Raw genomic sequence first — 26,273 nt, forward strand, 5'->3', positions numbered from 1 at the left:
GCCGCGTCGCATGACACCAAAGACCCATGCTTGCGATCTTTCTGAAAACCCTGCCGTTCTTTGCGATTATCGCCCTTGGCTATGCTGCGGGGCGGATGCGGTTTTTCAGTGCCGAAGCCACGGGCTATCTGACCAAGTTCGTCTTTTACTTTGCACTGTCGGCGATGCTGTTCGGCTTTGCCGCCAATCTGGACCTGTCAGATGTGTTCTCATGGGGGTTTGTCTGGGCTTATTTGCTGGCCTCGGCCCTGATCTGGGCGCTGGTGGGGGGGGCAGCCTTGCTGCGCGGAACGGGCCGCGAAGAGGCGGTGTTTGAGGCGCATACCGGGGTCATTGGCAATGTGGGGTTCTTGGGAATTCCGATGCTGGCGCTGTTGCTGGGGCCGCAGGCGGTGGGGCCGGTCTTGATGGTGCTGGCGGTGGATCTGGTGGTGTTTTCCACGGTCTTGACGCTCATCATCACGGGCCTGCGCGGCGGCACGGTGGGGCTGGCCATGCTGGGCGGGCTGGTGATGGGGCTGCTCCGCAACCCGATGATCGTGTCGGTGGTTCTGGGTCTGGCTTGGGGGGCAACCGGCTGGGCCCTGCCGGTGCCGGTGAACGAATTCATGACAACGCTGGGGGCGGCGGCGACGCCGTGCGCGCTGTTTGCGATTGGCGCGTCTTTGGCGGGCAAGAACCCGGACCGGGTGGGCGTGGCGGTCTGGCTGTCCTTTGCAAAGCTGGTGCTGCATCCGGCTGCCGTGGCCGTGGCGGCGCTGTGGCTCTTTGACGTGGAGCCCTATGCGGCGGGCGTGATGATTGCGGCGGCTGCCTTGCCGGTGGCGGGGAATGTGTTCATTCTGGCCCAGCATTACGGGGTGGCGCCGCAGCGCGTGTCCACCTCGATTCTGATATCAACGGCAGTGTCGGTGCTGACAGTCACGGCAGTCATTGCCCTGTTGGGGCCTTTGGTGGGGAAGCTATGAAAACCGTTTCGGAAAACCGCTGTTTTGGGGGCGTGCAGGGGGTTTACTCTCATGCCTCGCAGGTTACGGGTTGTGACATGACCTTTGGGCTGTTCCTGCCCGAAGAGGCCGAGACCAATGAGGTTCCGGTGATCTGGTATCTGTCAGGCCTCACCTGCACGCATGAGAACGCGATGGTGAAGGCGGGCGCGCAGCGTTGGGCCGCCGAGATGGGCGTGGCGGTGGTCTTTCCCGACACCAGCCCGCGCGGCGAGGGGGTGGCGAATGACGCCGCCTATGATCTGGGCCAAGGGGCGGGCTTTTACGTCAACGCCACCGAAGCGCCGTGGAAGCCGCATTTCCGCATGTGGGATTATGTGACGGATGAGCTGCCGCGCCTGTTGTTCAACGCCTTTCCCTTGGCAGAGGACTCTCAGGCCATCACCGGGCATTCAATGGGGGGTCACGGGGCGCTGACGATTGCGATGAGCTTTCCGGGGCGGTTCCGGTCGGTCTCGGCCTTTGCGCCGATCTGCAATCCGACGGCCAGCGATTGGGGCCGCAAGCAGTTCACGGCCTATCTCGGCACGGATGAGACCACTTGGGCCGCGCATGATGCGACACTGTTGATGAAAAAGCGCGGCTTTGACGGGCCGATGCTGATTGATCAGGGCACGGCGGATCAGTTCATTGACCTGTTGCGCCCCGAGGCCTTGGCCGGGGCCATGGCCGAGCGGCGGCAGGGTGGCACGTTCCGCATGCAAAAGGGCTATGATCACAGCTATTTCTTCGTCTCGACCTTTATGGAAGAGCATATGGCCTTTCACGGGGCGGCATTGCATGCCTGAGGCGCGCGCGTGGTAATCTGGATCGACGCTGACGCCTGCCCGGTCAAGGAAGAGGCCGAGCGGGTGGCAACCCGGCATGGGGTGCGGATGGTGCTGGTGTCGAATGGTGGCATCCGGCCCAGTCTGAACCCGCTGGTGGAAAGCGTCTATGTGACTGCCGGGCCGGATGAGGCCGACAAGCACATTGCCGAGGCCTGCGTGCCGGGCGATGTGGTGGTGACGGGGGACATCCCCTTGGCCGCGAAATGCGTGGAAAAGGGTGCGCGGGTGGTGAAGCACAATGGCGAGGTGCTGCATGGCACCAACATCGGCATGGCGCTGGCAACCCGCGATTTGATGCAAGACCTGCGGTCGGCAGACCCCTTCCGCCAAGGCGGCGGGCGGCCGTTTTCCAAGGCGGATCGGTCGCGGTTTCTTGATGTGCTGGAGCGTGAGGTCAGGGCGTCCAAGGCACGACAGGCCGAATAGAGACTATTCGAACACCGACAGCACCTGATCGCGCGGCTTTTTGCGTTTGGCCACGGCGGGCACTGTGGCATCTGCGGCGGGCCAGCCGACCGGCAGGATCATCACGGCCTTTTCTTGGTCTGGCCGACCACACAGCGCGGGCAGAAACTTCATCGGGTTCGGCGTGTGTTCCAGACAGCACAGCCCCGCCTGATGCAGCGCGGTGATGAGCATGCCCGTGGCGATGCCCACGCTTTCCGGCACGTAATAGTTCTTGTAGCGCGTGCCGTCCTCGGTCAGCCCGAAGCGTTGGGCAAAGACCACGATCAGCCACGGGGCTTCGGTCAGGTGGGGTTTGTCAACGCCGGTGCCGATGGGTTCCAGCGCGGCAAGCCATTCATCGCCCGCACCGCCAGAGTAAAAGGCGCGCTCTTCCTCTTCGGCGGCTTCGCGGATCTGGGTCTTCATCGCCGGGTTTGAGATGGCCACGAAATGCCACGGCTGGTGATTGGCGCCGGAAGGGGCGGTGCAGGCCGCCTCGATACAGGCGGTGATGATGTCTTGCGGCACGGGTTGGGTGGAGTACTGGCGCACCGAGTGGCGTTTTTTCATGTAGTCGCGGAAGGCCAGCGCATCGGCCAGCGCCTGATCGTTGGGCTTTTGCACCCGGTCGGGCAGCGCCAAAGCCTGATAGCGAACCTCTCCCTTGCGATACATCAGCCCCCTCCGATCAACGCCCCGGCGGCAAAGACCAAAGCACCGCCCAGAACCACTTGCAAGGCGGCGCGGACGAAGGGGGTTTCCATGAACTTGTTCTGGATCCATGCGATGGCCCAAAGCTCCACAAACACCACGATCATGGCGATGATGGTGGCGGTCCAGAAATCGGGGATCAGGTAGGGCAGCGCGTGGCCCATGCCGCCGATGGTGGTCATCACGCCCGAGGCAAGGCCGCGTTTCCACGGGCTGCCGCGGCCCGACAAAACGCCATCATCATGCGCGGCTTCGGTGAAGCCCATCGAGATGCCAGCGCCAACCGAGGCGGCTGTGCCGACCAGAAAGGTGGTCCAGGTGTCTTGGGTGGCAAAGGCGGTGGCGAAGATGGGGGCAAGGGTTGAGACAGATCCATCCATCAGCCCCGCAAGGCCGGGTTGCACCCATGTCAGAATGAACTGCCGCCGCGCGCCAGCGTCTTCATCGTCCTTTTCAGAGCCGGAAAGATGGGTGGCTTCCAGCGCGCGGGCGTGGCTGGCATGGCTGGTTTCCGCCGCTGCGAGATCGCCCAAGAGTTTGCGGGTGGCCGCGTCCGAGGTATGCCCCGCCGCGCGTTTGTAGAAATTCGCCGCCTGTTCCTCCATCGCCCGAGCCTCGGCGCGCATCGCGTCAAGGCCCAGCGTTTCGTTAAGCCAGACGGGTTTGCGCGCGTAAAAGCCCGCAACATGTTCGCGGCGGATCAGGGGGATGACCTGACCGAACCGCACCTGATGCAGGTCAATCAATTTACGGCGGTGAGTGTCTTCTTCGGCGGCCATGCCGTCAAACACCGCCGCAGAGGCGGGATAATCGGGGCGCAGGCGTTCGGCATAGGTGCGGTAGATGCTGGCGTCATCCTCTTCCGAGGAAATCGCAAGCGCGAGGATTTCCTGTTCGGACAGATCAGCAAACCGGCGGCGGGAGGAAATGGCAGACAGCATGGAAGGTCTCCTGAAACGACCTTGGTGCAGTAAAGACCCCGGCGGCGGAAATGAAAAGGGCTGCGACGCCGCAGGCGATGGGGATCAATGGCGGCCTTTGCGGCGGATGAGGGTGCGGAAGATGATCCAAAGGTCCAGCCTTGCCTTGCGGGCCAGGCGGTAGAGGGCAGCCGTGCAAGTGGCAGTCTTCGGGGCGGACCCCCGTGTGATAGTCAGGGGTTGGCTGCGCCCCTCATCAGCCAGTCGCGACTTGGCCGTGGCGTGCGTCTAAGGCATCTGTTTCTGCGCATCTGGGTTCGACTTCGGCTCAGGTGTTTGCAACGCCGCTGACCTGTGGAGCAATTGCTTGCTTGCCACCAAATCACGGGCGAGCGGACCAACCTTTAAACCAAAAAACTTCGCAATGATGGTGACAACTGTATGGAAAATCACAAAAACATTCGACCAAAACGAAGCGCGGTTTGAATAGGCGATGTCAATCGCCAGCTTGGGTTGAAGGAGGTTCGCCACATAAGCGGCTTCGGGGTCATCCCCATCCAGAAGGTCGTCGCCATGGGTGTAATAAAAGATCGCGCCAGGTGAGGTGACACCGGGCAAGACCTTTAGCGACTCGTGCATCCAAGGGGCGTAATGTGCGGCAACGATCGCGGGCGATTCCGGGCGCGGGCCGACGATAGACATCTCGCCCATGATAACGTTCAGCATCTGGGGAAGCTCATCAAGCTTGAGGTCACGGATGATCTTTCCAGCGGCGAAGATGCGGTTGTCATGGGTTGCCGTGATCTCGGACCCGCCGCTGTCGACATGCATCGACCGGAACTTGTACATACGGAACGGCTTTTCATCCTTTCCGACGCGGTTGGCCATGTAAAGGACCGGTCCCGGAGAGGACAGCTTGATCGCCACTGCCGTGGCCAGCAGCAGCGGCGCGGTCAGCACCAGCACCGCGAACGCGAAGAGCGTGTCGAAAAGACGGACCATCATGACAGAATCTCGGTCAGCGCAGCCACGACATAGTCGACCTCGGCTTCCGACATATCCATGAAGAGCGGCAGGGTCAGACAGCGGTCGAAATAGGCGTCCGCGGCAGGGAAGCGCGCGTGGGTGAACGCTGCCCAATAGGTCATGCGGTGCAGCGGGCGGTAATGCAGCGAAATGCCAATGTTGCGGGTCTGAAGTGCCCGCGCGAGTTCGTCACGCGTCACCTTGGCCGCCAGTGCAAGCTGAATGACAAAGAGGTGCCACGAATGGACATCACCCCTTGCGGCCTCGGGCGGAAGGATCAGCGGCAAGTGGGCTAGCCGTTCAAAGTAGCGGGCTTTGACGGCTTCGCGCTTGTGCAGAAACTCCTCCAGCCGGTCCAGCTGCACGCGCCCCATGGCGGCGGCGAGGTCGGTGAGGTTGTATTTGAAACCGGGCGCCACGACGTCATAGAGATAGGAGGCCTTGTTGTCTGTGAAGCGGTTGAACACGTCGCGGTCGATCCCGTGGAGCCGCATGATGCGTGCCCGTTCGGCAATCTTCGGGTCACGCGTGACCAGCATACCGCCCTCACCCGTTGTCATGGTCTTATTGGCGTAGAAGCTGAAGGCCGTGGCATCGGCAAAGGCGGTGCCGATGTGGTGGCCCGCATGGAAGGCGGGCAGCGCATGGGCGGCATCGTCAAGGATATAAAGGCCGTGCCGGTCTGCGATGGCGCGCAGCCGGGTCATGTCGCAGGGACGGCCTGCAAAATGGACAGGCATGATCGCCTTGGTCGCGTCTGTGATCGCGGCTTCGACGGCATTCGGGTCAATGCAGAGCGTGTCGGGGTCGATATCAACCAGAACAGGCTTGGCACCAAGGTAACGCACCACCTCGGCGGTCGCGGTGAAGGTGAGCGTTGGGACGATCACCTCGTCTCCCGGCCCGATGCCAAGTGCCTCAAGACCGAGGTGCAGCGCGGCAGTTGCAGAGTTCACGGCGATGGCGTGCAGCCCTGCGGCCGCTGTGGCGCCACCGATCTTTAGGCAGAACTCGGCTTCGAAAGCTTTGGCGGCGGGGCCAGTTGTCAGCCAGCCGGAGCGCAGGCTGGCGGTCACCGCCTCGATCTCGCGCGCGCCGATGGAGGGCCGGAAAAATGGAACGGAATTGATCAAATCATGCACTCCCTTAAATATATCCAAGCGTCCCTAATGTGGTGGACTGAACCTTCTCGATGTCGTCCCGGGTGGCCTGTTCGGCGGCCGAAAAGGCCCGCTTGCGACCCGGACTGACGGTCGCCTGCCACGCTGCGGTGACCCCCTGCACATCCAGACCCAGCGCCGATGAAAGGCGGCCAATTTCGGCACCGTCGGCCACAAGGTCTTCGTAGCGGATGGTATGCACGCGATCCGCAGGTAGGCGCGCCAGATCGGCCAGCGCGTGTTCAACCGATTTTTGCCATTGCAGAGCGCAGACCTCAGCAAGGGAGCGGGTCTTCACATCCGCCTCGATCCCGGGATAGCGCGGCCCCCAGACGGCGACCCGCGCGCCCGCTGACCTGCGGCGGGACAGAACGGATTTGCGGGCGTACCAAAAAAGATAGGGGATGCTTGCAACCGGAATACGCCAGAGCTTGTTCAAGAGGCGGCCATAGTCAGGCGGGCTCACCCATTCTTTCATGGCGCTTGTGGCCACGTCGCGGCCATCGCGCACAAGATGGATGTAACGCGCCTCGGGAAAGATGGCATCGACGAAGGGCACCCGCAGCGAGTTCGACACCGTCTTTTCCAACAGGATACCGCCCGGCTTGAGCCGCGCCTGACGCGCAATCGCCGTGCGGATAAAGCCGCTGCGCCGGGGGTCCAGCCCTTCGGGCGTCAGGACATCGTCGCTTCCCGTAGCTGCGCCGTAGCGCCAGATGTAGTTCACATCATAGGGGACGGCGCAGATGCGCGGATCGCCAAGCAAGCAGTCGCGCAGGAATTTCGTGCCCGACCGCGCGGCGCCGATGATGAAAATGGGGCTGTGTGACAAAGGTCTGGCTTTCTAAATGTCGGCAACGGCAAAAAGGGATCGGCAAGACTAGTAAAGGAATAGGGCGGCAACCAAGAGCGACAGCAGCCGGGAACGGCTGCGCGCGAGTGAGAAGCGGTAACGCGCCAAGATGCCAAGACGCTGCAATCGCCCCTTCCGAAAAGCCACGAGGATGGCGCGTTCCTCGGTCCCTTCGCGGGCGAACTTCAGCGTATTGGCCGTCTGATCGCGCAAGAAACCCGCCTGAAGCATCTTCAACTTGCGCCGAATTGCGCCAAGCCCGCCAAGGGACATGCCGCCATACTGACTGTCGGGATGGATGCGGTAGTGGATCAGCGCATCGGGAGACGAGCTGACGCCGAACCCGTCATGGCGCGCAAGGAAATAGATGATCCAGTCATGCGAGATGCGCCGGACCCCGCCGAGGTCAACCGCCGCGAACCGCGCCTTCAGATGGGCAAAGAAGGCGGCGGACATCACATAGGTGCAACCCGCACTTCCGCCGCCGAGCAGATGGTCACGCGCCGCAAGGGGTGTTGCCTTGCGGACCGTGCCAAGCATGCCATCTTGGCCGTCCCATGCCTGAAGGTCCGAGAAATAAAGGCCGGTGCCATCTTGCGACAAGATCTCGACGGCGCGTGCAAGCTTCTGCGGGAGCCAAACATCGTCTTGATCGGCCAGCGCGTAGAAGTCGTGACTGTCGGGCACAGTTGGAAGATTGCGCAGGATATTGAGCCCGGTTCCACCAGAATTGGGCCGGTTTTCTGTCAGGCTGAACAGGTCTGGGTGATCGGCGGCGTAGCGGCGCAACAGATCCATTGTCGCGTCAGAGCTGCAGTCGTCGAAGACATAGACATGCAAGGACACCCCGGTCTGTGCAAGCAGGCTGTCCAATTGCGCGGGGAGGAATTCGGTTCCGTTATAGGTGGTCAGCAAAATGCCGACGCTCGGGCGGGAGGAGAGGGCTGTGCGGGTTGCCATGGCGCTCTCCCTCACGACAGGATTTGGTTGAAACGTGCCAGATAGACCGGAACGTACCCACCGATGAGGAGAAGCGAGACGAGCTTGTACTGGGTGAACTGCATGCGTTCTGCCACACAGGCGATCAGGACGAAGGGAAACACCCGCAACCCCACGACGGGGTTGAAGTAGAACATCAGCATGTAAGCTCCCATCATCCCGAGGATGGCAAAGTTGTTGCGGAACCGGGCGTTGATGGCCGACAGGTACAAAAACGTGGCGATGTTGATGAAGTGGAACACAAACAGCGCGTTCGAACTGCGCGCGTCGCTTGTCTCGTCATAGCGTTCGAGCTTGTAGATCAGGTAGCGGACATAGTCTGACTCCACCGCAACATAAAGCACCACCGCCACCGCCAGAAGGATCGCCAGCTTCCATTGCAGGTGCGCTTGTTTCAGCTTCATCATGAGCAGGAAGGCGAGCGAGCTGGAGTGAAACATCGGCAAGGTGAAATGCAGTATGCGCCACTTTCCAGCGTTGATCGTGTAGAACAGCACCCCAGCGACCACATAGGCCATGCCCGCACGGATCCAGACATAGGCAAAGACGGGATAAAACGCCAAAAACAGGATGAGTTTGACCTCAAACCCCACATCGCGGAGATAGGCGAGCCACAGGAAAAAGCCCGTCACCACAAAGAAATGGAAGTAATAGATACCGTCGATTTGCAAACGATCCGGCAGATCGCCGAACAAAAGTGCGGCCCGAAACAGAAGGTAGCGGTAGGGTTCGCCCGCCAGTTCCGGCGCGGGCAGACCGTATTTGACCTGCTGGAAACTGTCGAAATAGGGCCGGAAGTCCCTGACAGCGCTGACGTCAATGGACAGCCGGATGGTCAGGGAGATGGCGACGAAGGCCGCAGCCGTCAGAAGCGAGCGGTTGCTTTTCTGCTGAACGAGCAAAATCGCGTACACCACGGCCAGTGCAATCTCTAACGGGGTTTTAGCGAATTCTGTCATCGCAGAGACGCTCCACCACTGGGGAAAGCCTGTCACGGGCTTCGCCGCGCGAGACCGCGTCGTAAATCCTCCGGTTCGGGGCCGCGCGAATGTCGGCAAGCCCCAACACATCCACCTCTGACCCAAAGTCATAAAGGATCGCAGAGCCTTCCGCCGTGAAATGGGCGTCGAAATCTCCGATCCCGCGATTGAGGAGTGGCACCAATCCAAGGGCCACGTAATCCGCCACCTTGATGGGCGAAGCGATCCGCGTGGACAGGGTGGGACGGACGACTGACACGCCGATATGCATCTTTGCCAGACGGGCGGGTATGTCGTGGTAGCGGACATAGTCGACCGTCAGCGCCGAGCAATCGATGGTGCCGAAGGTCTGTCGCACAGCTGTGTGGAAGCGGTCTGGACAAAAGATGAAAAGCTCTGTGCGGTCGCGGCCGATTTGGCGGGCGGCACTGTCCATGACGCGGGCGACCTCGCCCATGTTATGCCAGTGGTTGAACGTGCCAAGGTAAACAAGTCGCAGCGGACCCGTCTTTGGCAATGGCCTTGCTGCGTCGTGATAGGCGAAACTGGTGGCGTTGTAGATCGTGACAAAGTCTGCCGCATTACCGAAGAGGCGCCGGTAGAGACGGGCGAAGCGGTCCGATGTCACAATCGTCGCAACGGAATGGCGGATCAGCCGCGCCTCGACACAGCCGAAGAGGCGGCTGAGGATGCGGGACCGCCCCGCCTCGCGCCATTCGAGGAAGAAAGCGCCGCGTGGATCGTAGATGAAGCGCGCCCCACCGAGCATGCACAGGCGGCTGATGCAGAACAAAAACCCCGTCACAAAGCCGCGCAAGTGATAGACCGCGTTAGGCTGTGTAAAGCGCAGATGCACGAGCTTTAGGATCAGGTTCAAAGAGCTTGCCATGCCGCCGAAGCGCGAAGCAAAGGAGACAACACGGATCGAGGGAGGATCTGCGCTTGGCATGCGTCCGTTGCACAGCAGCACGATCTCGGCCCCATCAAGATTAAGCGCGCCATAGGTGTCCAGAAGTTGAGATGTGAGCAGATGGTGGCCATAAGGATTGTTGGCCACCAAAACGATCAAAGGACGTGACTTGGAGCTCATGGTTCTGTCAGCCCAGACAGTGCGTCAAAACGGTCATCATACAATCTTTGCAAATAATCATCGCACACCAAGACGTGCGACCCGGTGCCGGATAAAGCCAATGTAGCCCGTATACAGGACAACCGCGGTAAGGCCAAAGGCGACTTCGAAAGGGAGCACCTGTGAAAGTGCAAAAAGACCAACACTCAGAAGCACCAATCGCATCGCATCGAAGAGAAGGAAGACGTGTTCGTCATTTATCGGGATGCGGACCTGTGACACCGGGTTGATCGCGCATTGGCCTAGCGTGGCAAGGAACAGGAAGGGCGCGATGCCCAGATGGGTGAAGTTGAGCGGTTCGCTGAAAAGATAAAGAAGACCAATAAGGGCTGCCGCGACGACGACGAAAATGCCGACACTTTGCGCCATCGCGCGTGTGATCATGCGCCACAGGGCGGCGGGCGTCCTTTCGGGGTCGCCCGACCAGTTGATCGCATCGGCAAGGAAAAAGCGGCCAATGACCTGTGCGATGAAGGTGATTGGCGCCGTAAATGCGCGCAGGATCAGGCCGAAATCTGCCACATAGGACGCCGTCTGCGTCGATGCCGCTGCGAGAAGCGGCATGTTGATATAGACAGAATTCACACCTGTTGACACCGAAAGCGACAGGGCGCGCCGGAGCGTCCGCGCATCCGGTAGGTAAAGCGCCGGTGGGTCATGAGCTTCGGGCCGGTGGCGCAGATAGGCGAGCGCCGTGTAGGCAATGGCCGGAAAGGCATATGCGAGGCCGATGAGCAGCAGCACATCTTCACCCGTCAGGCCCCAAAACCCGGATGCCAGCGCCGCCATCAGTGCGGCCAGCGCCAGCCCCTGCCAAACCCGCATGGCAAGAAGCGGGTTCAACTGACGGACTTGAACAAAGGTGAAGTTGGTGATCGCGCTGAGAGACAGGCCAACCATCATGGGAATGGCATGAAACGACGCATCGCCCATCCCGGTAAAAAGCGCCGCCATCAACCCGTAGAGTGCATAGGCAAGGCCGATGACCAGAAACATCGCCACGATGGGTACAAGGATCGCCGCGCGGCTGAGCCGTCCGTTCTGGTGAAAAATCAACACCTCGAGCCGCATGCTCGCAACCGATCCAACAATCCCTGCGAGGGCGAGTTGGGTCAGGATGAAAGCGAAGTCGGGGGCCGGGACAGCCATCTTCGCCACCAGAAGCACTGCGAAACTCGCAACTTGAATCAAGATGCTGGAATAGGCGAGCTTCGCCTTATCGCCACGAAGACGTTTCATGCCTCTGGCCCGCCGTCCTGCACCTGTTGCCCGATCAGGGCAAACACGGCGCGTTCGATTTTGTCACGGAAACGGCCGGGAACCGAAAAGTTGGTCGCGAACCCATTCACCTCGTAACCGCCCTCATGGATTTGGCTGTCGGTCGGCACGTAGCCAAAGACCTGCCCCGCACAGCCGGTGACAAAGGTCAGCGGGTCAGCGCGGCCGCCACGAGCGGCATAGGCCGCCGCCACTTCGGCTGAAACGGCCATGATGCGGATGGGTCCGATGGCCCAATCGTCGCAGGTCAGAGGTGCAAGGCTGCCCGCATCGGTGCGGATCGTGTTAAGCGCAAGGTGCCGCCGCTGCCGCCGAACCATGGCCTGCGAAAGCCCGCCAGCGTCTTGCCGCAGGGCAAAGGCGGCGTCGAAGGCGCGGGCAAGGGCGGCGTGTAGGGTCGCAGCGGCGGCGGCACTGGCGGGGGCGAAACGGGGGCCCACACCGATCCATGTCGCCGAGCGATGCAGCGGGACGAAGGGCCGCGAGGCCGGGCGGATGTCGCCGCTGAAGCCAGGGAAATAGAGGACCGGAAGGTCAGCCACACCCAGCGTATTGCGGATGTGACCCCGCAGCGCACCCGGGAAATCTGCGCTCAGCGCCATCGCATCGGGTTCCGATACGGCGTGACAAGGCCAGCTCCAAAGCACCGCGCGGGGGGTTTGGTCGGCGCCGGAGAGGAGCAGCAGCTTTAGCCGCTGGTCGATCGCGACGCGCGCATCAGGTGCCATGAGCACCCGCTTCGACACCCGCAGCCGCGCAAGGTCGATCCCCACAACGGCGCGGCGGCGAAACGTGGATGCGGCGCAAAGGGCCTGCCCATGCGCAACGCGTGCCACCCCGTTGTGCTGGCTGCGCGCGACCAAAAGCGCCTCGGTGATCCGCGCCGCAGCGAAATCGAGGTAGCCCACGTCAAACGGACCAAGTCGGGGCTTCGTCGGGTCAAGCGATGGGGCATTGTGGGTGTGGGACGCCACGAACAAAAGCGCCCCTTGCGAAAAGCTCAGCCCCCGGGCCGCCGTTTGGCGGCGTACCTCTTCCTCAAGCTGCTGGCTGGCATATAGACTGTCGATCGCGACAATCGCGGCCGGACCATCGGGGGCATCAAACAGGAGGACGTTCGCCTCAAGCCGCGAGGCGATGGTGCGGGCAGCGCCGGACCGACGCGCGCGCCCGAAGAGCGGTAGCAGCGTGGACGGCGTGATATCGGCCCGCGCCGCATTGACCCTAAGGCTGTCAGTTTCGGACCCCATCACCGTTTCCGTTTCAGAAGGGCTTCGAGTGCATCGATGCGGCGTGACACCCAGTACCTGCCACGGACCAAAGGCGAGCCCCGGCGCGAGGGGTTGTGCACCTCGGCAAACGAGCCCAGGGCGGCCTCAAGATCGACCTCGGCACCGATGTCGATGAAGAAACGGGGAAGGTCCTCGCGCCAGTGTTCCAGCCGGATGACCGAATGCGGACGACCGGAGAGAAACGTGCGGATGTTCGCCTCCACCGTGCCGACAAGGTCGCGCGCAATGGCAATGTCCTTGGCCGGCTTGTCGCGCTGGAGGATCGTTTCGCAATAACCGCGCATAATCCCTTTGCGATTGGTCCAGCGGCGGTTGTAGGACGCCGCGATCTGCGCGGCATCCCGTGTTAGAAAAACGAAATACACCTTGTCGCCATTGGCTTCGGCGAGCCGCCCCAGCATCCAGGCAAAGCGGGTGTCGATCTCGATATGCCCCGCGCGCAGCAAGGACCGTTCGGCAGCAAGGGCACCTTCGCCGCTGTCATGGCCAGCCGTGTAGTTCCGAACATGCAGACAAGCGCGGTAAAGGCTCATCGAGCCCGAACGACCCGCTGTCAGGACGGCCACCTTCAACGGACTCTCGCTCGAACGGGCGGCTCCAGTTGTCATGTGCCGATCCGCCAAGCGATGACGAAATTGTGCGAGGTGACCAGCGTCTGGTAGCCCAGCGCCTGCAACTTGGCGACGATGGGTTTTGACCGTGGACCTGCATCGTTTGGATACCATCCGGGCATGACCATTCGCCATGGGCGCAGGTCCGGGGGCATGGTGTCGAGACTGTCAATCGCCTCGACCTCGGCCCCGTTAACGGTCAGGGACACAAGATCGGCGGCCCGCCCCAACATGCCTGTCAATTCGGCAATGGAGGTGGTCGGCAGATCGATCGTCTGCGACGAGGCGACGACATCGCCCGCAATCGCGTTGGCCTGATTTTCGGTCCGGTGCATGGCAACGGTTGCGCCCGCCTCGCGCCAGATCGCACGGTTGATAACCTCGGCTTGGGGCAGACCATTCTGGCCGATCTGAAATGCGGCGATGGTCGCGTTTTCTGGGATCGCCTCGACCGCGATCACGCGACCCTGCGGCCCGACGATCTGTGCAAGACGCGTCGTGCCGTGACCGAGATAGCAACCGATGTCGAGGATGTTCCAGCCGGGCTGTGGGGTGAAATGGGTTTCCAGAAAAGCGCGCGTTGAAGCGCTGAAATCGCTGGTTTCCTGTGGCAGGTTCCGGTGCTGCAAATGGAAGCCGCCGCGTTCACGGTCCACCACGGGAATGCGGAGAACGGGCACCATCGCATGGGGATATGAATAGCGCACAACCAGATCGACCAGCGCTTTGGCATATTCAGGGCCAAGCCCCAGCTTGCGCCGTGCCGCATGGGTGATCTTGACGTTGTTATGCGAGGGCGGCGTGCTGACAATTACCGTGCCGTCGGCAAGGTCAAGCTGACAGCAGGCAATGGAAACGCCCGGCACATCAATCCTGCGCGCGCCCTTAATCGCGGCGGCGTCGATCAGGCGGCCCATGCCGCGCAATCGCGCGCCAAAGACAAGGTGCAGTATCGGCGCTGGGGTGATTTGCCAGGCGGCACGGCGCAGGCGCGAACGGATCGAATTCTGCGACATCAGTTTCGCCTCGCACTGGTACTGAACACTCTTCCACCGGGACCGCCATAATGACCCAGATGGTCGATCTCATCATAATGCGCGCGGTCACGCTCTCCGATCTTCACGGGGGCTGACGCACCGAGGATTGTGAAATCTGGAACGGTTCCGTGCACCACCGCACCTGCCCCGACGATCACGCCTTCGCCGATCTGGGTGCCTGGCAGAATGGTGACGTTCACGCCGATCCAAGTGTTGCGCCCAATGGACACGGGACGTGGGATGCTTTCATCATCATAGGGCAGCGCCCGCCCACGCGTGTTGTGGTTGCGGGTGTAGATCGTGCAATTCGAACTGATGTGGACATTGTCTCCGATGGTCAGGCCACCGTCGCAAACCCAGTTCGGGCCGAAATTGACATGTATGTTCTGACCAACCGACAGGCCGCTCACATTGGCAAAACGACCGTGGCCATAGACGCTCATAGAGCCATAGGATTTGCAGTTCCGGCGCAGGTAGGCATCGATCACCCATTGCCAGAACCGGCGTGTCAGAAAGGCCCAAACCCGCGTCAGGTAGTAAAGGGCGACTGCAATCCGGCTCATAGATGCCCCCCGGTGCGCAAAGAATGCTGACCGGTTGCCGACACAACGGCCTCGGCAATCCGGTCGATGTCGTGGCGGGCCAGATACGGATGCATCGGCAGGCTCAGCACCTCTTGTGCGGCTTTGTCGCCATGCGGTAGGTGCGCCGCCGGATCGGCCACGGCGGGTTGGCGGTTCAGCGGCAGGGGGTAATGGACCACGGTCGGGATGCCCACAGACTGGAGTTCGGCCTGAACCCGCGCACGCTCAGCCACGCGGATCGTGTATTGCGCCCATGCGCTGGTGCTGTGGGCGGCGATCCGCGGGGTGGCGATGTCGTGGTTCGACAGCGCGGTGGTATAGGCATCGGCCACACGCTGGCGGGCCGCGATTTCGTCGTCAAGGATGGCAAGCTTCGGCAGCAGGATCGCCGCCTGCAACGTGTCAAGCCGCGAGTTCATGCCGGTGCGGACATGGTAATAGCGGCTTTCCTGCCCATGGCGCGCGATCTGGCGGATCGCCTTGGCAAGCTCGGGGTCGGAGGTGAAGATGGCCCCGCCGTCGCCATAGCAACCCAGCGGCTTTGACGGAAAGAAACTGGTGGTGGCGATGGTGGTGAGGTTGCAAGAGCGCGCGCCGCGATAGGTCGCCCCAAAGCTTTGCGCCGCATCTTCGATCACCGGCAGCCCGTGGCGCGCGGCTACAGCGTTGATCGCGTCGAACTCGGCGGGCTGGCCATAGAGCGAAACGGGGATGATCGCCTTGGTGCGCGGGGTGATCGCTGCGTCCAGCAACGTGGGGTCAAGGTTGTAGCTTGAGGGGTCGATATCGACATAAACGACCTTGGCACCAAGCACCGCCACGGCCTCAGCGGCGGCAATATAGCTGAAGCCGGGGGTAATGACCTCATCCCCGGGGCCGATCCCCAGTGCCATCAACGCGATCTGCAAAGCATCGGTGCCATTGGCGACGGTGATGGCATGGGCCGCCCCAGAAAAGGCAGACAGCCGTTCTTCAAGCTCGTCCACCTCGGGCCCGAGGATATACTTTCCGTGGGCAAGGACACCGGCAATCCCAGCCTCGATCTCGGTGCGAAGGCGGTCCTGCTGTGCCGCCAGATCGACAAAGGGGATCATCACGAGACCTCCTGTCGGCTGAGGGTCGCACCCGCGAGCGTGTAGGCATCCCCCGTGTGGGGGCATATGGCCCGGCCCTCACCTGAAACTGGCAAGTCGAGCTGTTCGCCAAAGGCGCTCATCCAGCCGGTCTGGCGGGCGGGTACGCCAAGCATCAGCGCAAAATCCGGCACGTCCTTCGTCACCACGGCACCCGCGCCCACGAAGGCAAACGCACCGACCGTCACGCCGCAGACGATTGTGCAATTCGCGCCTAATGTGGCGCCGCGCTGCACAAGCGTATCGCGGTATTGGTCCTTGCGTTCGATCAGCGCGCGCGGGTTGTGGACATTGGTGAAAACCATCGAAGGACCACAGAAGACGCCTTCCTCCAGCGTGACGTTGTCGTAGACCGAGACGTTGTTTTGCACCTTGCAGCGGTCGCCGATGGTGACACGGTTGCCAACAAAGACGTTCTGGCCCAACGAAACGCCCGCGCCGATCCGCGCGCCGCCGCAAACATGGGCGAAATGCCAGATGCGGCTGCCCGCGCCAATAATCGCTCCATCATCAACGATGGCGCTGGGGTGCTGATAATGGCTCATCCCTGCGCCCCGACAAACGGATGGGTCAAGGGGCCGACCGGCACGATTGGGGCGTTGCGGATCGTCGCGACGGTTTCGATGGCGACGCGGTTCTCCTCAACTCCAAAGCCGCCGCCTGACAGGATATCCTCGTAGATCTTGGTGTGCAGTTCGGTGAATCCGTCCGAGAATTCGAGGTTTTCACCATCGGCGGTCACGGCGCGGTAGGTGCGCTTTCCCTTGGCACGTTCCACCTGCGGCACGTCGGCCACGTCGACCGACAGGAACCAGCGGACGCGGGCGCGTTCATATTCGAGATAGCCCGCTGCCTTAGTCGGGGTGTTCAGGTGGACGATGTTTTCCTGCACGCGGCCATAGACGAAATGCAGCATGTCGTAGAAATGCACGCCGATATTGGTGGCGATGCCGCCGGACTTTTCGGTCAGGCCCTTCCAGCTTTTCAGATACCAGTTCCCGCGCGAGGTGATGTAGGTCAGGTCTACATCCACCTTCTGGTTCTGGGGCATCTGGGCGACACGGTCGCGCAGCGCAAGGATGGCGGGGTGCAGGCGCAGTTGCAGGATGGTGTGGATCTTGCGGCCAGTCTCTGTCTCAACCGTCTTTAACTCGTCGATCTGGTCCGGGGTCAGGACAAGTGGCTTTTCGCAAATCGCATCTGCGCCGCTGCGCAGCGCCCATTGCATATGGGCCGAATGCAGGAAATTCGGCGAGGCAATCGAAACGTAATCAAGCGCGCTTCCTGCACGCCGTTCAGCGTTTACGTGCGCATCAAAAAGTTCGAAATCCGTGAAGAACCGCGCGTCGGGGAAATGGCTGTCTAAGATGCCAACCGAGTCGTTCACATCCATGGCGACGACCAAGTCATTTCCGGTATCACGGATCGCCTTCATATGCCGCGGCGCGATATAGCCGGCAGCACCGACGAGGGCAAATCTCTTCATAATCTTATGCCTTTACGATGTTATCAGCTGCTGTGCGGTAAACTCCGCGGCTGTCGATGATGACCTGCGCATGCGTGCGGACCATCTCATAATCAAACTTCGCGTGGTCGGTGGTGAGGACGACAGCATCGTAACTTGCCACGGCTTGCGGCGTCAGCGCGACCGAGGCCAGGTCGAAATGGTGTTCCCGCATCTTTGGGAAGACCGGAACATGCGGATCTGAATAGGCCACTTCTGCGCCTGCGGCGCGCAAAAGCTCCATCACCTCGACGGCGGGGCTTTCGCGCATGTCGTCCACGTTCTTCTTGTAGGCGATCCCAAGCACAAGGAGTCGGCTGCCCTTCAGCGACTTAAAGCGGTCATTCAGGGCCTTTGTGACCTTGCCGACGACATATTCTGGCATGGCGCGGTTGACCTCGCCCGACAACTCGATGAAGCGGGTGTGCAGCCCGTATTCTCGCGCCTTCCATGTCAGATAGAAGGGATCGATCGGGATGCAGTGCCCACCAAGTCCGGGCCCGGGGTAATAGGCGGTGAAGCCAAAGGGCTTGGTCGCGGCCGCGTCGATGACCTCAAAGATGTCGATACCCATCCGGTCGGCCACGATTTTCATCTCGTTCACCAAACCGATGTTCACAGCGCGGTGGATGTTCTCCAGCAACTTTGTCAATTCGGCGACCTTGGTCGAACTGACGGGCACAATCTGATCGATCGCTTTTCTGTAAAGTGCCTTACCCACCTCAAGACAGACGGGCGTGTGGCCACCGACGACCTTAGGGATCGTATGCGTAGTGAAATGCGCGTTGCCGGGGTCTTCACGTTCTGGCGAATAAACGAGGAAAATGTCCTGGCCGACAGTCAGCCCGCCTGCTGTGACGCGAGGCAACAATTCCTCTTCGGTCGTGCCGGGATAGGTCGTGCTTTCCAACGATACCACCTGCCCCGCGCGCAGATAGGGGACGATGGACTCGGTCGTGTTAATGACATAGCTCAGGTCCGGTTCACGATATTTGTTCAAGGGCGTCGGCACGCAGAGGATCAGCGCATCCGCCTCGGCGGCGCGGCTGAAATCTGTGGTGCATTCCAAACCGGCTGCGTTCGCACGCCTGATATCCGCATCGCTGATGTGCTCGATATGCGAGCGCCCTGCGTTCAGCTCCGCGACCTTTTCCGCGTCAATGTCGAACCCGATAACCTTGTAGCCAAGCTCCGCGTAGCGCAGTGCGAGTGGCTGGCCCACATAGCCCATGCCCAACACGCCAATGACAGCCCGTCGGTCTTCGAGCAGACCAATCAGTTGAGTGGCCATTTGGCCAATGTCCAAATTCATTTATCAAAATCTTCCTTAAAGGGCTCAATATTGCCCCCTCAAAAATCTAAACGACACCATAAGCAGGCCCAGATTGGTATTCAACAGGGTCTCAACAACGCCTATGTCGTCGGCCTTTAAATTGGCACAAGCCGGTGCTGACTTCCACCGCGAAGTTTCCCGAGTTTTGGCGCATCCCCGGTCATCCCTTGTCTAGATGCACTCTCACAGGCTGCATTTTTTGCATCAGTCGCCTTGCTCGGACCGCTTGTAGGCATAGCGGTTTCCATAGCTGTAGCCACTCCGCCCACCCTTTGCCCGGCGGGGATCGTAGCCGTTGAAGACAATTCCCTTCAATGACACGCCGGCCGCTTCAAGCGTCTTTTGCACCGCCTCCAGCTCCTCGACCGGCGTCACCAGATGCCGAGCAACCCCAATCACGGATCCAGCCTTGCGCCCGATGATGGCCGCGTCGGTCACGGCAAGCATCGGGGGGGCGTCGAAAATGACAAGATCGAAGCGGCGGTCCAGCTCTGCGATGAGTTCGGCCAGCCTGTCGCGCATCAGAAGCTCTGAGGGGTTTGGCGGAAAGGCCCCTGTGACGATCAATGACAGATTGCTGATTTCGCTGTCTCGCAAAACCGATTCCAGTTCAACCGCATCAGATAGATAGTCGGTCAGACCAAGTAACTTTTTCGGCAAGCCGAAATACTTGCGCAGCGTGCCCCGCCGCATGTCGGCGTCAATCAGGCAAACCTTTTGTCCGGCCTGCGCCGCGACACAGGCAAGGTTTGCAGAGATGAAAGACTTCCCCGCGCCCGGCGCGGCGCTGGTCACAACGATCGACTTTGACCGTGCATCCAGCATTCCAAAATGCAGGCTGGTTCGCAAAGAACGCAACGCCTCGACCACAACATCTTCGGGGTCGTCTCGGGCAATGAGCGCAAGACGTCCCGCCGTATACTTGACCTGCCCTGAGTAGCTGTTGACCGTGGCAAAGACGGGAAGCCCAAGGCGTTCAATCTCGGTGACGCTGTCGATGCCACGCCGCAGCCAATTGCGCAGCAGAACGATGCCAACACCTAGAAAACCCCCAACCACAAGCGCGATTCCCATAATGGAAAGCCGCCGCGGAGCGACTTGTTCAAGCATTGTCACCGCTTGATCGACGACGCGCACAGATCCGATCTGGCTTGCACTGAGAACGCGCAGTTCTTGCGCGCGATTGATAAGCTCAACGTAGCTTGCTTGGGCCAGTTCCAGATTGCGCGTGAGGTTGACCACTTCCCGCTGGGTTTCCGGCAGGTTCGTGATCCCTGCCTGCAATTCAACAAGACGGCCTTGCAGCGCCTGCCTTTTCTCTAGGAGCTGGCGATAGATCGGATGGTTCGGGGTATACTTTTCCTTGATTTCCTCTTCCCGCAGCACAAGCAGGCGCAGCTCGGCTTCGATCCCCATCGTCTCGGTCAGGAGGCTTTGCGTCTCAAATGCGAGATCGACCGAATTCTGGGCCGCGCGATATTCGTTCAGGGCTTTTTCGGCCACCCCAACGGCAACCTCGCTTGCGGGAATCTGGCTTTCAAGAAATTCAAGCGCCTTACGCGCCTCGGCTGCGCTTTGCGTGATGTTCTGCTCGGCATAGGCGCGGATGATTGCAGCCAGTTGGGTCGCCGTATCCTCGCGGTCCTGACCGCGCAGATTGACCGTAACGATCCCAGTTTGGCGGCCACGTTCAGAGACGCCCAAGCGGCTCGACAGGCGAGAGATCGCGCCAAGTTCTGTCAGATGCACGATTGAATAGGCCCGCCCCACATCGCCGTCCAATCGTGCGACCTGAACTGCGATGCCGCGCTCTTTGTCCGACAAAAGCACGCCAACGGTGCCGAGCTTTTCCGTCCCGTCAGGCAAGGTCATGGAGAAGCCATCCGAAGACGTCTTTACCATCACCATCTCTTGATCCACCCATTCGGGGGGGACTTCCAGATAGGACAGGGTGATCGCGTCGCCCTTGCGAGCATAGGCGGCCAAGACGCCCCAGTCTGGCCAAGGTAAGTCGCGGGTGGCCATCGCATAGCCGATGACCGGCGCGCGCATGGGTTTCGCCACCCAGTCTAGCCTGAGGTCAGCCGCGGCACGCCCCAGAACCTGCCGCGAACGAATGATCTCAAGCTCTGCCAAGGTGCTAGAGCTTTCATTCCCAACCAGCGCCCCCACCGAAGAGGGCAAAGCAAGCGTGCCTTGGCCGGCCTGAATTTGAAGCATCGCATTCGCCTCATAGGTCGGCGGCGTGAGCCACAGATAGGCCATCGAGAGCATAAAACAGCCGGTCACCGCAGCGACAATGGTTGGCTTTCCCGCCCAAAGGGTCGCGAAAAGATCACCAAGGTCGATCTCGTCAGACGCTGGCTCCCGCGTGGCGAGTTCAGGCTTCTTCATCATCATTTCAACCTGCTTTCCCGCCCAGACGTGAAACCCATGCTGCGCTTGCACGAAGGATCAGCGAGACAGTCTGTTCATGTACCAAGGCGGGTTTGCGATAGGGGTCCGGGACGTCTGTTCCGCCGTCAATCCATTGGCCATAAAGCATGGTTCGCCCGACAAGTTGGGGGAACCGCTCTGCAATTTCGCGGCGGTGCGACCGTTCCATGACGAGAATAAGATCATGCTCGGCCCCAAGCGTCGGCGTCAACATGCGCGCGATATGGCCATCAAGTTCGACACCTTGCCGTCGTGCGGCCTCCGTTGCTTCTGCATCCGCTGGACAGCCGGTCATCGCGTGAAGACCGGCAGAGCCGATCTTCAGCCCGGGCAATGCGGCAGACAGCGCCCGTTCGCCAACGGGCGATCTGCAGATGTTTCCGATGCAGACCACAAGAATGGATTGGAACATCGCTTGCCCCGTCATTCAAAGATTCCGAACCGCGCGAGTTGCATTCACAGATGGCAGGAAACGGCTGATGGCGTCATTCCAGCGCTGGATCGGCGCCCGCGTCACATAGATGACGTCCATTGGACGCAACGCAAAACGCGTACCGATCAGGTATCCTTCGGGGTTGGACGTATCGAGCTGGAAGACGGTCGTTTTGCCGTCAATCTCGCGGAAGACAAAGACGCCCCGGGCATCGGCGCGCAAATCATCAAGGCCACCTTGCCGGGACAGGGCTTGCGTAAGCGAGAGGGGCGTTTCGGTCAGATCGACCGTGGATGGCTTGGAAATTTCGCCCAAGAGATAGGCTTCGCGGATGGTTTTCCGGGGCACCGACACCACGTCCCCGCCCGCGAGAACAGGATTATTCTGCGCAACAGATCCAGACAGAAAACCTTCGAGATCAACGCGGTAGTTCTGACCGCCGCGGCGAATGGAAATCGCCTGCGTGTCGGCGTCTTTCTTCAGGCCACCAGCGGCGTTGATCGCCTCAAGCAAGGTCAATGAAGAGGTCTGGACAAATTGCGTATTTGGCTTAGCGACCTCACCGCCGACGACGACTTTCTGTGAGGCAAATTCCGCCACGCGAACATCGACCTGAGGCTCGGGGAAGAACTCACTCAGGCGGCGGACAAGCTCCAGACGCAGATCCTCGACTGCACGGCCGCGGGCTTCGACTGTGCCGATGAATGGGAAGGTCAGGTTCCCGTCTGATCGCACGAGATAGCCCGTTGTTATCGTATCGGCACCGGTCGGGACCGCCAGTTCTGGTTGGTCGAAGACAAAGATCGAGATCACATCACCGGCACCTATGCGGTACTCACTGCGACGTACGGCGGGCAGGTTGGTTACAGCATGCCCGCTGTGCAGAGTGTCAGCACCACCGGAATAGGTTTGATCCAACCTGATGATTGTCACGCCGTCCAGTTGAGCCTGCCCGGCTTTTGTGACGGGGAAGTTCATCGCGGCGTCGCCGCAAGCGCTGAGAGCCAAGGCAAAAAGAAGTGATGAGAAAACGCGGGGCATGAAAATCAGTTTGCGCTCCATCCGCACCCAAGCGGCTGTATCAATAGTGGTTGGGGGGCCATAGAAATCGACGGCAACCCACAAAATCAGGCTTAACAATTCGTTTGGCGTTTAATCCATCCGTTCGGTCATGTCTATGCTCAGTTCTGCGCTTTTGTTCAACATGCTGCAACCAAAGGCCGCTAAGGCTGGACGCCAAAAGCACCACACCCGGGTTGCACCGATTGCAGAAAGCAGCCCCAAAGATCCAAAGCGTATCGTGCGGCTGCAACAGGCGCAAACCACCCACCGGCTGACGCGTCTTCCTCGCGCTTTGGGCATCTCGGAGCCCGCTCGTTCCGTCTGCCAAGAAGAATCTGCTTCCGCTTCCCCTTAACCAGGGGCACGATTGCCGGTATAGATCGCGTTATTCGAATCAAGATATTTCAAATTTTTTCATGCTTTTATTTCTTATCGGAATTTTTTCCGCTGTGATTCAGCGGTATGCGGTCATGCCGCCTTGTCATTGTGGCCTGTGCCCGCAAGGCGCAAACCGCTTGTATCTGTCTGCGTTGGTGCATGGTCGGTGTGTTCCCGAACGCAGCCATGGTCATGCCAGACATGACTGACACCGTTTCGCCCTCGTTCGCGCGGCTTCTGCGGCTGGGTCGCACCGAGAAACGGCTTTTGCAGATGTGCGCGGACAGTGTTCTCGTCATCGTCTGTTTCGGCGCCGCTATGGCGTTGCGCCTTGAGAGCTTTGCATTCCTTGGGAACTCTTCCGTCTGGCTTATGGCCCTGATCTGCGTGCCAGCCACCATTCTGATGTTTCTGGCCTTTGGACTTTATCGCTCGATCCTGCGGTTTATCAGTGGGCAGGTCCTGCGCGCGATCGGCTGCGGCGTGATCTTTTCGGCCGCATTCCTGTTCCTGTTGGCCGCGCTGCTTTCGGCCCCGTTGCCCCGGTCTGTTCCGGGAATCTATGCGCTTTTGCTGTTCGTATCGGCTGGCGGGCTGCGTTTTGTTGCCCGGGCCATGTTTCAGTCGCTTGCAAAAAGCGCGCGCATACCTGTCGCCATCTATGGTGCAGGCGAAGCGGGACGCCAATTGAAGGACGCGTTGCAGAATGGGCGGGACTACCTGCCGTTGGCGTTCTTTGATGACGATCCGACGCTGCACGGCGCTGTGATCAGTGGTCGTACCGTCTTTGCGCCGGATCAGATCGCGCAGGTGGTGGAGGATATGGGCGTGGCGTCGATTCTCTTGGCTGTCCCGAGCGCGTCGCGGTTGCGGCGGCGCGAGATCGTCGAAGAGGTTGGCAAGCTTGGTCTTCAGGTGAAGACGATCCCCGGAATCGCCGACATTGTCTCGGGCCGCGCAACGGTGAGCGAGCTGCGCCAGATCAGCCCCGAAGACCTGCTTGGTCGTGATGCCGTGCCGCCACGCGAAGACCTGATGCAGCGCAACATCACCGGCAAGGTCGTCATGGTGACAGGCGCTGGTGGATCGATTGGCAGCGAGCTTTGCCGCCAGATCGTGCAATTCGCACCCACCGAAATCATCCTGTTCGAGCTGTCAGAATTCGCGCTGTACTCGATCACCCATGAGCTGCGCGAAACCCTGTCGGTCAGTGGTCGAGAGGCGACAGTACGCGGGGTTCTCGGATCGGTCCAAAACGCACGCCGCGTGCGGGATGTGATGAAGAGCTTTGGCGTTCAGACGGTTTATCATGCGGCCGCCTACAAGCATGTCGTCTTGGTTGAGGAAAACGTTACCGAAGGCATTCGCAACAACGTCTTTGGCACGTTGGTCTTGGCTGAGGCCGCGGCTGATCTGGGGGTTGAGAGCTTTATCCTGATCTCGACCGATAAGGCGGTGCGCCCGACGAACTTCATGGGGGCGTCGAAGCGGATGGCAGAGCTGGTCTGCCAGGCGTTTGCCCAACGCAAGGGCCACACCACGTTCTCGATGGTGCGTTTCGGCAATGTCTTGGGCTCATCCGGCTCGGTCTTGCCGCGTTTTCGGTCGCAAATCGAGAAGGGCGGACCTGTCACGGTCACCCATCCCGATATCACACGATACTTCATGACCATTCCCGAAGCGGCCCAGCTGGTCATCCAAGCGGGTGCGATGGCACGAGGTGGGGACGTGTTTGTTTTGGACATGGGTGATCCCGTCAAGATCCTTGATCTCGCGGAAAGCATGATCCGGCTGCACGGGCTCAAGCCATATCTGCTGGATGAGGATGGCCCCAACGACAAGCTGAGCGGCGATATCGGAATTCGCTTTGTTGGCCTGAACAAGGGCGAGAAGCTTTTCGAGGAGCTTCTGATCGGCGAAAATCCGATGCCCACCGCACACCCCAGAATCATGACCGCAACCGAGATGTCATTGCCTTGGAGCAAGCTTCACCCAATGCTCCAGCATTTGAACGCCGCATGCCTCGATTTCGATCTGGAAAAGATCAAAGCCATTTTCCTAGAGGCACCTTTGGCTTTCCAACCAAGTGGAAACGCCATCCATGATCTCACCTGGCTGGCGAGGGGAGCGATCGAGACGGCCCAACCATTGCCATTGCAGACACCGGTGGCAGCCGAAATAGCGCCCTGATGGGCTTCTTTTGGATGACAACAGCAGCGAGCGTACAGAACAGTGGGCGACCCGGCGCCGCCGGTCTCGTTGGCAAGCGTCACGCGTCAGAGCGGCCGAGCCGGGCCGCCAAGCGCTATGGTGGAGCCGTGGTTTTCCTGCAGAAAGCGCAGGAAGTTGTCGCGGAACTGGCAAGTGTGGGAATGGGCCAGCGCGTCGGCGCGTTCAACATCCCGCGCGCGGATCGCGTCTAGCATGGCCGCATGCTCTTCGGTCAGCAAGATGCCGTCATGGGTGCGTTCAAGATAGTCGAAATGCAGGTGCAGCATCCGGCGGCCCTGATCGAGAAGCCGTTCGTAAAAGCCCGACAGGTAGGGATTGCGGCCCGCCACGGCGATGGCCATGTGAAACTTCTTGTTGGCCTCGGACATGTTCAGGTGGTTGCCACCCTTTACGGCGGCTTCAAACGCCGCTTGTGCGCGGGCGATGCGGAGGAGGTCGTCTTCGGTCCGCAATTCTGCGGCAAGGCGGGTGTTCATCCGCTGAGCGATGTCCAGCGCTTCGACATATTTCGGGAAGCTTTGCACATCAATCGGGGCGACGATGGTGGAGCGATTGGCCAGCGTCACGACTAGCCCGTCACCTGCCAGCCGAATGAACGCCTCACGCACGGGGGAACGGGACATGGCGAAACGCTCGGCGAAGGTGGTTTCGTCCAAAAGCTGGCCGGGCGAGAGGGCAAGTGACAGAATCTCATCGCGCAGGGTTTCATAGGCAAAGCGCGCGCCGGTGCCTTTCAGGCGTCTCGTCTCGGTGTCGCCGTCCATCTTGCCCCCCGTTCCCTCCCTATCACTAGCCAGTTCGCTGCAACGTGTCGACACGGAACATTCTGGAAGGGGCCGATTGGCGCGGGAGGTTTGGGGGTCAGGCCGCCTCTTTAGGCGGGCATGAAAAAAGGCCC

The 26,273-nt window shown here is 60.6% G+C and carries 25 protein-coding genes; 4 read left to right on the forward strand and 21 right to left on the reverse strand.

The genetic code is table 11. The features are described from left to right. Nucleotides 1–26 precede the first annotated feature (26 nt). From AC72UB_RS00245 to AC72UB_RS00255, 3 genes are read left to right on the forward strand one after another with little or no spacing between them, the layout of a single operon-like run. A complete protein-coding gene (locus tag AC72UB_RS00245; protein ID WP_505188002.1) occupies nucleotides 27–968 on the forward strand; it encodes an AEC family transporter in 942 nt (313 codons plus the stop codon). Continuing rightward, nucleotides 965–1,795: an S-formylglutathione hydrolase gene (gene fghA, locus AC72UB_RS00250; protein ID WP_505188003.1), complete on the forward strand. Its 831-nt coding sequence runs from the start codon at nucleotides 965–967 to the stop codon at nucleotides 1,793–1,795. The genes AC72UB_RS00245 and fghA overlap by 4 nt, the downstream gene beginning before the upstream one ends. A 9-nt stretch (nucleotides 1,796–1,804) precedes the next feature. Beyond that, nucleotides 1,805–2,263, forward strand: coding sequence for a YaiI/YqxD family protein (locus tag AC72UB_RS00255; protein WP_505188004.1), 459 nt, complete (start codon nucleotides 1,805–1,807; stop codon nucleotides 2,261–2,263). Between the two features lie 3 nt (nucleotides 2,264–2,266). On the opposite strand, the gene AC72UB_RS00260 is transcribed toward AC72UB_RS00255, so the two are convergent. From AC72UB_RS00260 to AC72UB_RS00355, 20 genes are all read right to left on the reverse strand, one after another. Then, nucleotides 2,267–2,959: a nitroreductase family protein gene (locus tag AC72UB_RS00260; protein WP_505188005.1), complete on the reverse strand. Its 693-nt coding sequence runs from the start codon at nucleotides 2,957–2,959 to the stop codon at nucleotides 2,267–2,269. Next, nucleotides 2,959–3,936, reverse strand: coding sequence for an iron exporter MbfA (gene mbfA, locus AC72UB_RS00265; protein WP_505188006.1), 978 nt, complete (start codon nucleotides 3,934–3,936; stop codon nucleotides 2,959–2,961). The genes AC72UB_RS00260 and mbfA overlap by 1 nt, the downstream gene beginning before the upstream one ends. Before the next feature lie 267 nt (nucleotides 3,937–4,203). After that, complete coding sequence (locus tag AC72UB_RS00270) at nucleotides 4,204–4,881, reverse strand: sugar transferase (RefSeq protein ID WP_505188007.1); 678 nt, start codon at nucleotides 4,879–4,881, stop codon at nucleotides 4,204–4,206. A gap of 35 nt (nucleotides 4,882–4,916) precedes the next feature. Beyond that, the gene (locus tag AC72UB_RS00275; protein ID WP_505188008.1) at nucleotides 4,917–6,083 is read right to left on the reverse strand and encodes a DegT/DnrJ/EryC1/StrS family aminotransferase; all 1,167 of its coding nucleotides are present in this window, start codon (nucleotides 6,081–6,083) and stop codon (nucleotides 4,917–4,919) included. 4 nt (nucleotides 6,084–6,087) lie between these two features. Further along, entirely contained in the window at nucleotides 6,088–6,933 is an 846-nt protein-coding gene (locus AC72UB_RS00280; RefSeq protein ID WP_505188009.1) for a sulfotransferase family protein, read from the reverse strand. Nucleotides 6,934–6,981: 48 nt separating this feature from the next. Next, on the reverse strand, nucleotides 6,982–7,914 hold the full coding sequence (locus AC72UB_RS00285; RefSeq protein WP_505188010.1) for a glycosyltransferase: 933 nt from the start codon (nucleotides 7,912–7,914) through the stop codon (nucleotides 6,982–6,984). A gap of 11 nt (nucleotides 7,915–7,925) precedes the next feature. Next, entirely contained in the window at nucleotides 7,926–8,912 is a 987-nt protein-coding gene (locus AC72UB_RS00290) for a hypothetical protein (protein WP_463289913.1), read from the reverse strand. Further along, nucleotides 8,896–10,023 carry a glycosyltransferase gene (locus tag AC72UB_RS00295; RefSeq protein ID WP_505188011.1) on the reverse strand — a complete coding sequence of 376 codons (1,128 nt, stop codon included), beginning with the start codon at nucleotides 10,021–10,023 and terminating at the stop codon, nucleotides 8,896–8,898. Before AC72UB_RS00295 ends, AC72UB_RS00290 begins: the two co-directional genes overlap by 17 nt. Nucleotides 10,024–10,080: 57 nt before the next feature. Further along, nucleotides 10,081–11,301, reverse strand: coding sequence for a hypothetical protein (locus tag AC72UB_RS00300; RefSeq protein ID WP_505188012.1), 1,221 nt, complete (start codon nucleotides 11,299–11,301; stop codon nucleotides 10,081–10,083). Further along, nucleotides 11,298–12,590, reverse strand: a complete 1,293-nt coding sequence (locus tag AC72UB_RS00305; RefSeq protein ID WP_505188013.1) for a hypothetical protein — start codon at nucleotides 12,588–12,590, stop codon at nucleotides 11,298–11,300. Before AC72UB_RS00305 ends, AC72UB_RS00300 begins: the two co-directional genes overlap by 4 nt. Further along, the gene (locus tag AC72UB_RS00310) at nucleotides 12,590–13,204 is read right to left on the reverse strand and encodes a hypothetical protein (RefSeq protein WP_505188014.1); all 615 of its coding nucleotides are present in this window, start codon (nucleotides 13,202–13,204) and stop codon (nucleotides 12,590–12,592) included. The genes AC72UB_RS00305 and AC72UB_RS00310 overlap by 1 nt, the downstream gene beginning before the upstream one ends. Nucleotides 13,205–13,236: 32 nt before the next feature. Next, entirely contained in the window at nucleotides 13,237–14,259 is a 1,023-nt protein-coding gene (locus tag AC72UB_RS00315; protein ID WP_505188015.1) for an FkbM family methyltransferase, read from the reverse strand. Continuing rightward, the gene (locus tag AC72UB_RS00320) at nucleotides 14,259–14,843 is read right to left on the reverse strand and encodes an acyltransferase (RefSeq protein WP_505188016.1); all 585 of its coding nucleotides are present in this window, start codon (nucleotides 14,841–14,843) and stop codon (nucleotides 14,259–14,261) included. The genes AC72UB_RS00315 and AC72UB_RS00320 overlap by 1 nt, the downstream gene beginning before the upstream one ends. Continuing rightward, nucleotides 14,840–15,958: a DegT/DnrJ/EryC1/StrS family aminotransferase gene (locus tag AC72UB_RS00325; protein WP_505188017.1), complete on the reverse strand. Its 1,119-nt coding sequence runs from the start codon at nucleotides 15,956–15,958 to the stop codon at nucleotides 14,840–14,842. The genes AC72UB_RS00320 and AC72UB_RS00325 overlap by 4 nt, the downstream gene beginning before the upstream one ends. Further along, the gene (locus AC72UB_RS00330) at nucleotides 15,958–16,542 is read right to left on the reverse strand and encodes an acyltransferase (RefSeq protein ID WP_505188018.1); all 585 of its coding nucleotides are present in this window, start codon (nucleotides 16,540–16,542) and stop codon (nucleotides 15,958–15,960) included. The genes AC72UB_RS00325 and AC72UB_RS00330 overlap by 1 nt, the downstream gene beginning before the upstream one ends. Next, nucleotides 16,539–17,483: a Gfo/Idh/MocA family oxidoreductase gene (locus AC72UB_RS00335; protein ID WP_505188019.1), complete on the reverse strand. Its 945-nt coding sequence runs from the start codon at nucleotides 17,481–17,483 to the stop codon at nucleotides 16,539–16,541. Before AC72UB_RS00335 ends, AC72UB_RS00330 begins: the two co-directional genes overlap by 4 nt. Nucleotides 17,484–17,487: 4 nt before the next feature. After that, on the reverse strand, nucleotides 17,488–18,792 hold the full coding sequence (locus tag AC72UB_RS00340) for a nucleotide sugar dehydrogenase (RefSeq protein WP_505188388.1): 1,305 nt from the start codon (nucleotides 18,790–18,792) through the stop codon (nucleotides 17,488–17,490). Nucleotides 18,793–19,038: 246 nt separating this feature from the next. Then, entirely contained in the window at nucleotides 19,039–21,234 is a 2,196-nt protein-coding gene (locus AC72UB_RS00345; RefSeq protein WP_505188020.1) for a polysaccharide biosynthesis tyrosine autokinase, read from the reverse strand. Nucleotide 21,235: 1 nt separating this feature from the next. Then, nucleotides 21,236–21,682, reverse strand: a complete 447-nt coding sequence (locus AC72UB_RS00350) for an arsenate reductase/protein-tyrosine-phosphatase family protein (RefSeq protein ID WP_505188021.1) — start codon at nucleotides 21,680–21,682, stop codon at nucleotides 21,236–21,238. 15 nt (nucleotides 21,683–21,697) lie between these two features. After that, entirely contained in the window at nucleotides 21,698–22,765 is a 1,068-nt protein-coding gene (locus tag AC72UB_RS00355; protein WP_505188022.1) for a polysaccharide biosynthesis/export family protein, read from the reverse strand. A gap of 579 nt (nucleotides 22,766–23,344) precedes the next feature. On the opposite strand from AC72UB_RS00355, the gene AC72UB_RS00360 reads away from it, so the two are divergent. After that, entirely contained in the window at nucleotides 23,345–25,333 is a 1,989-nt protein-coding gene (locus tag AC72UB_RS00360) for a polysaccharide biosynthesis protein (protein ID WP_505188023.1), read from the forward strand. 86 nt (nucleotides 25,334–25,419) lie between these two features. Here the strand turns inward: AC72UB_RS00360 and AC72UB_RS00365 are convergent, their stop codons facing one another. Then, nucleotides 25,420–26,139 carry a GntR family transcriptional regulator gene (locus AC72UB_RS00365; protein ID WP_505188024.1) on the reverse strand — a complete coding sequence of 240 codons (720 nt, stop codon included), beginning with the start codon at nucleotides 26,137–26,139 and terminating at the stop codon, nucleotides 25,420–25,422. Between the last annotated feature and the right edge of the window lie 134 nt (nucleotides 26,140–26,273).

Source organism: Allotabrizicola aquatica (SeqCode), from assembly GCF_965194375.1.
GTDB classification, from domain to species: Bacteria; Pseudomonadota; Alphaproteobacteria; order Rhodobacterales; family Rhodobacteraceae; genus Tabrizicola_A; species Tabrizicola_A aquatica.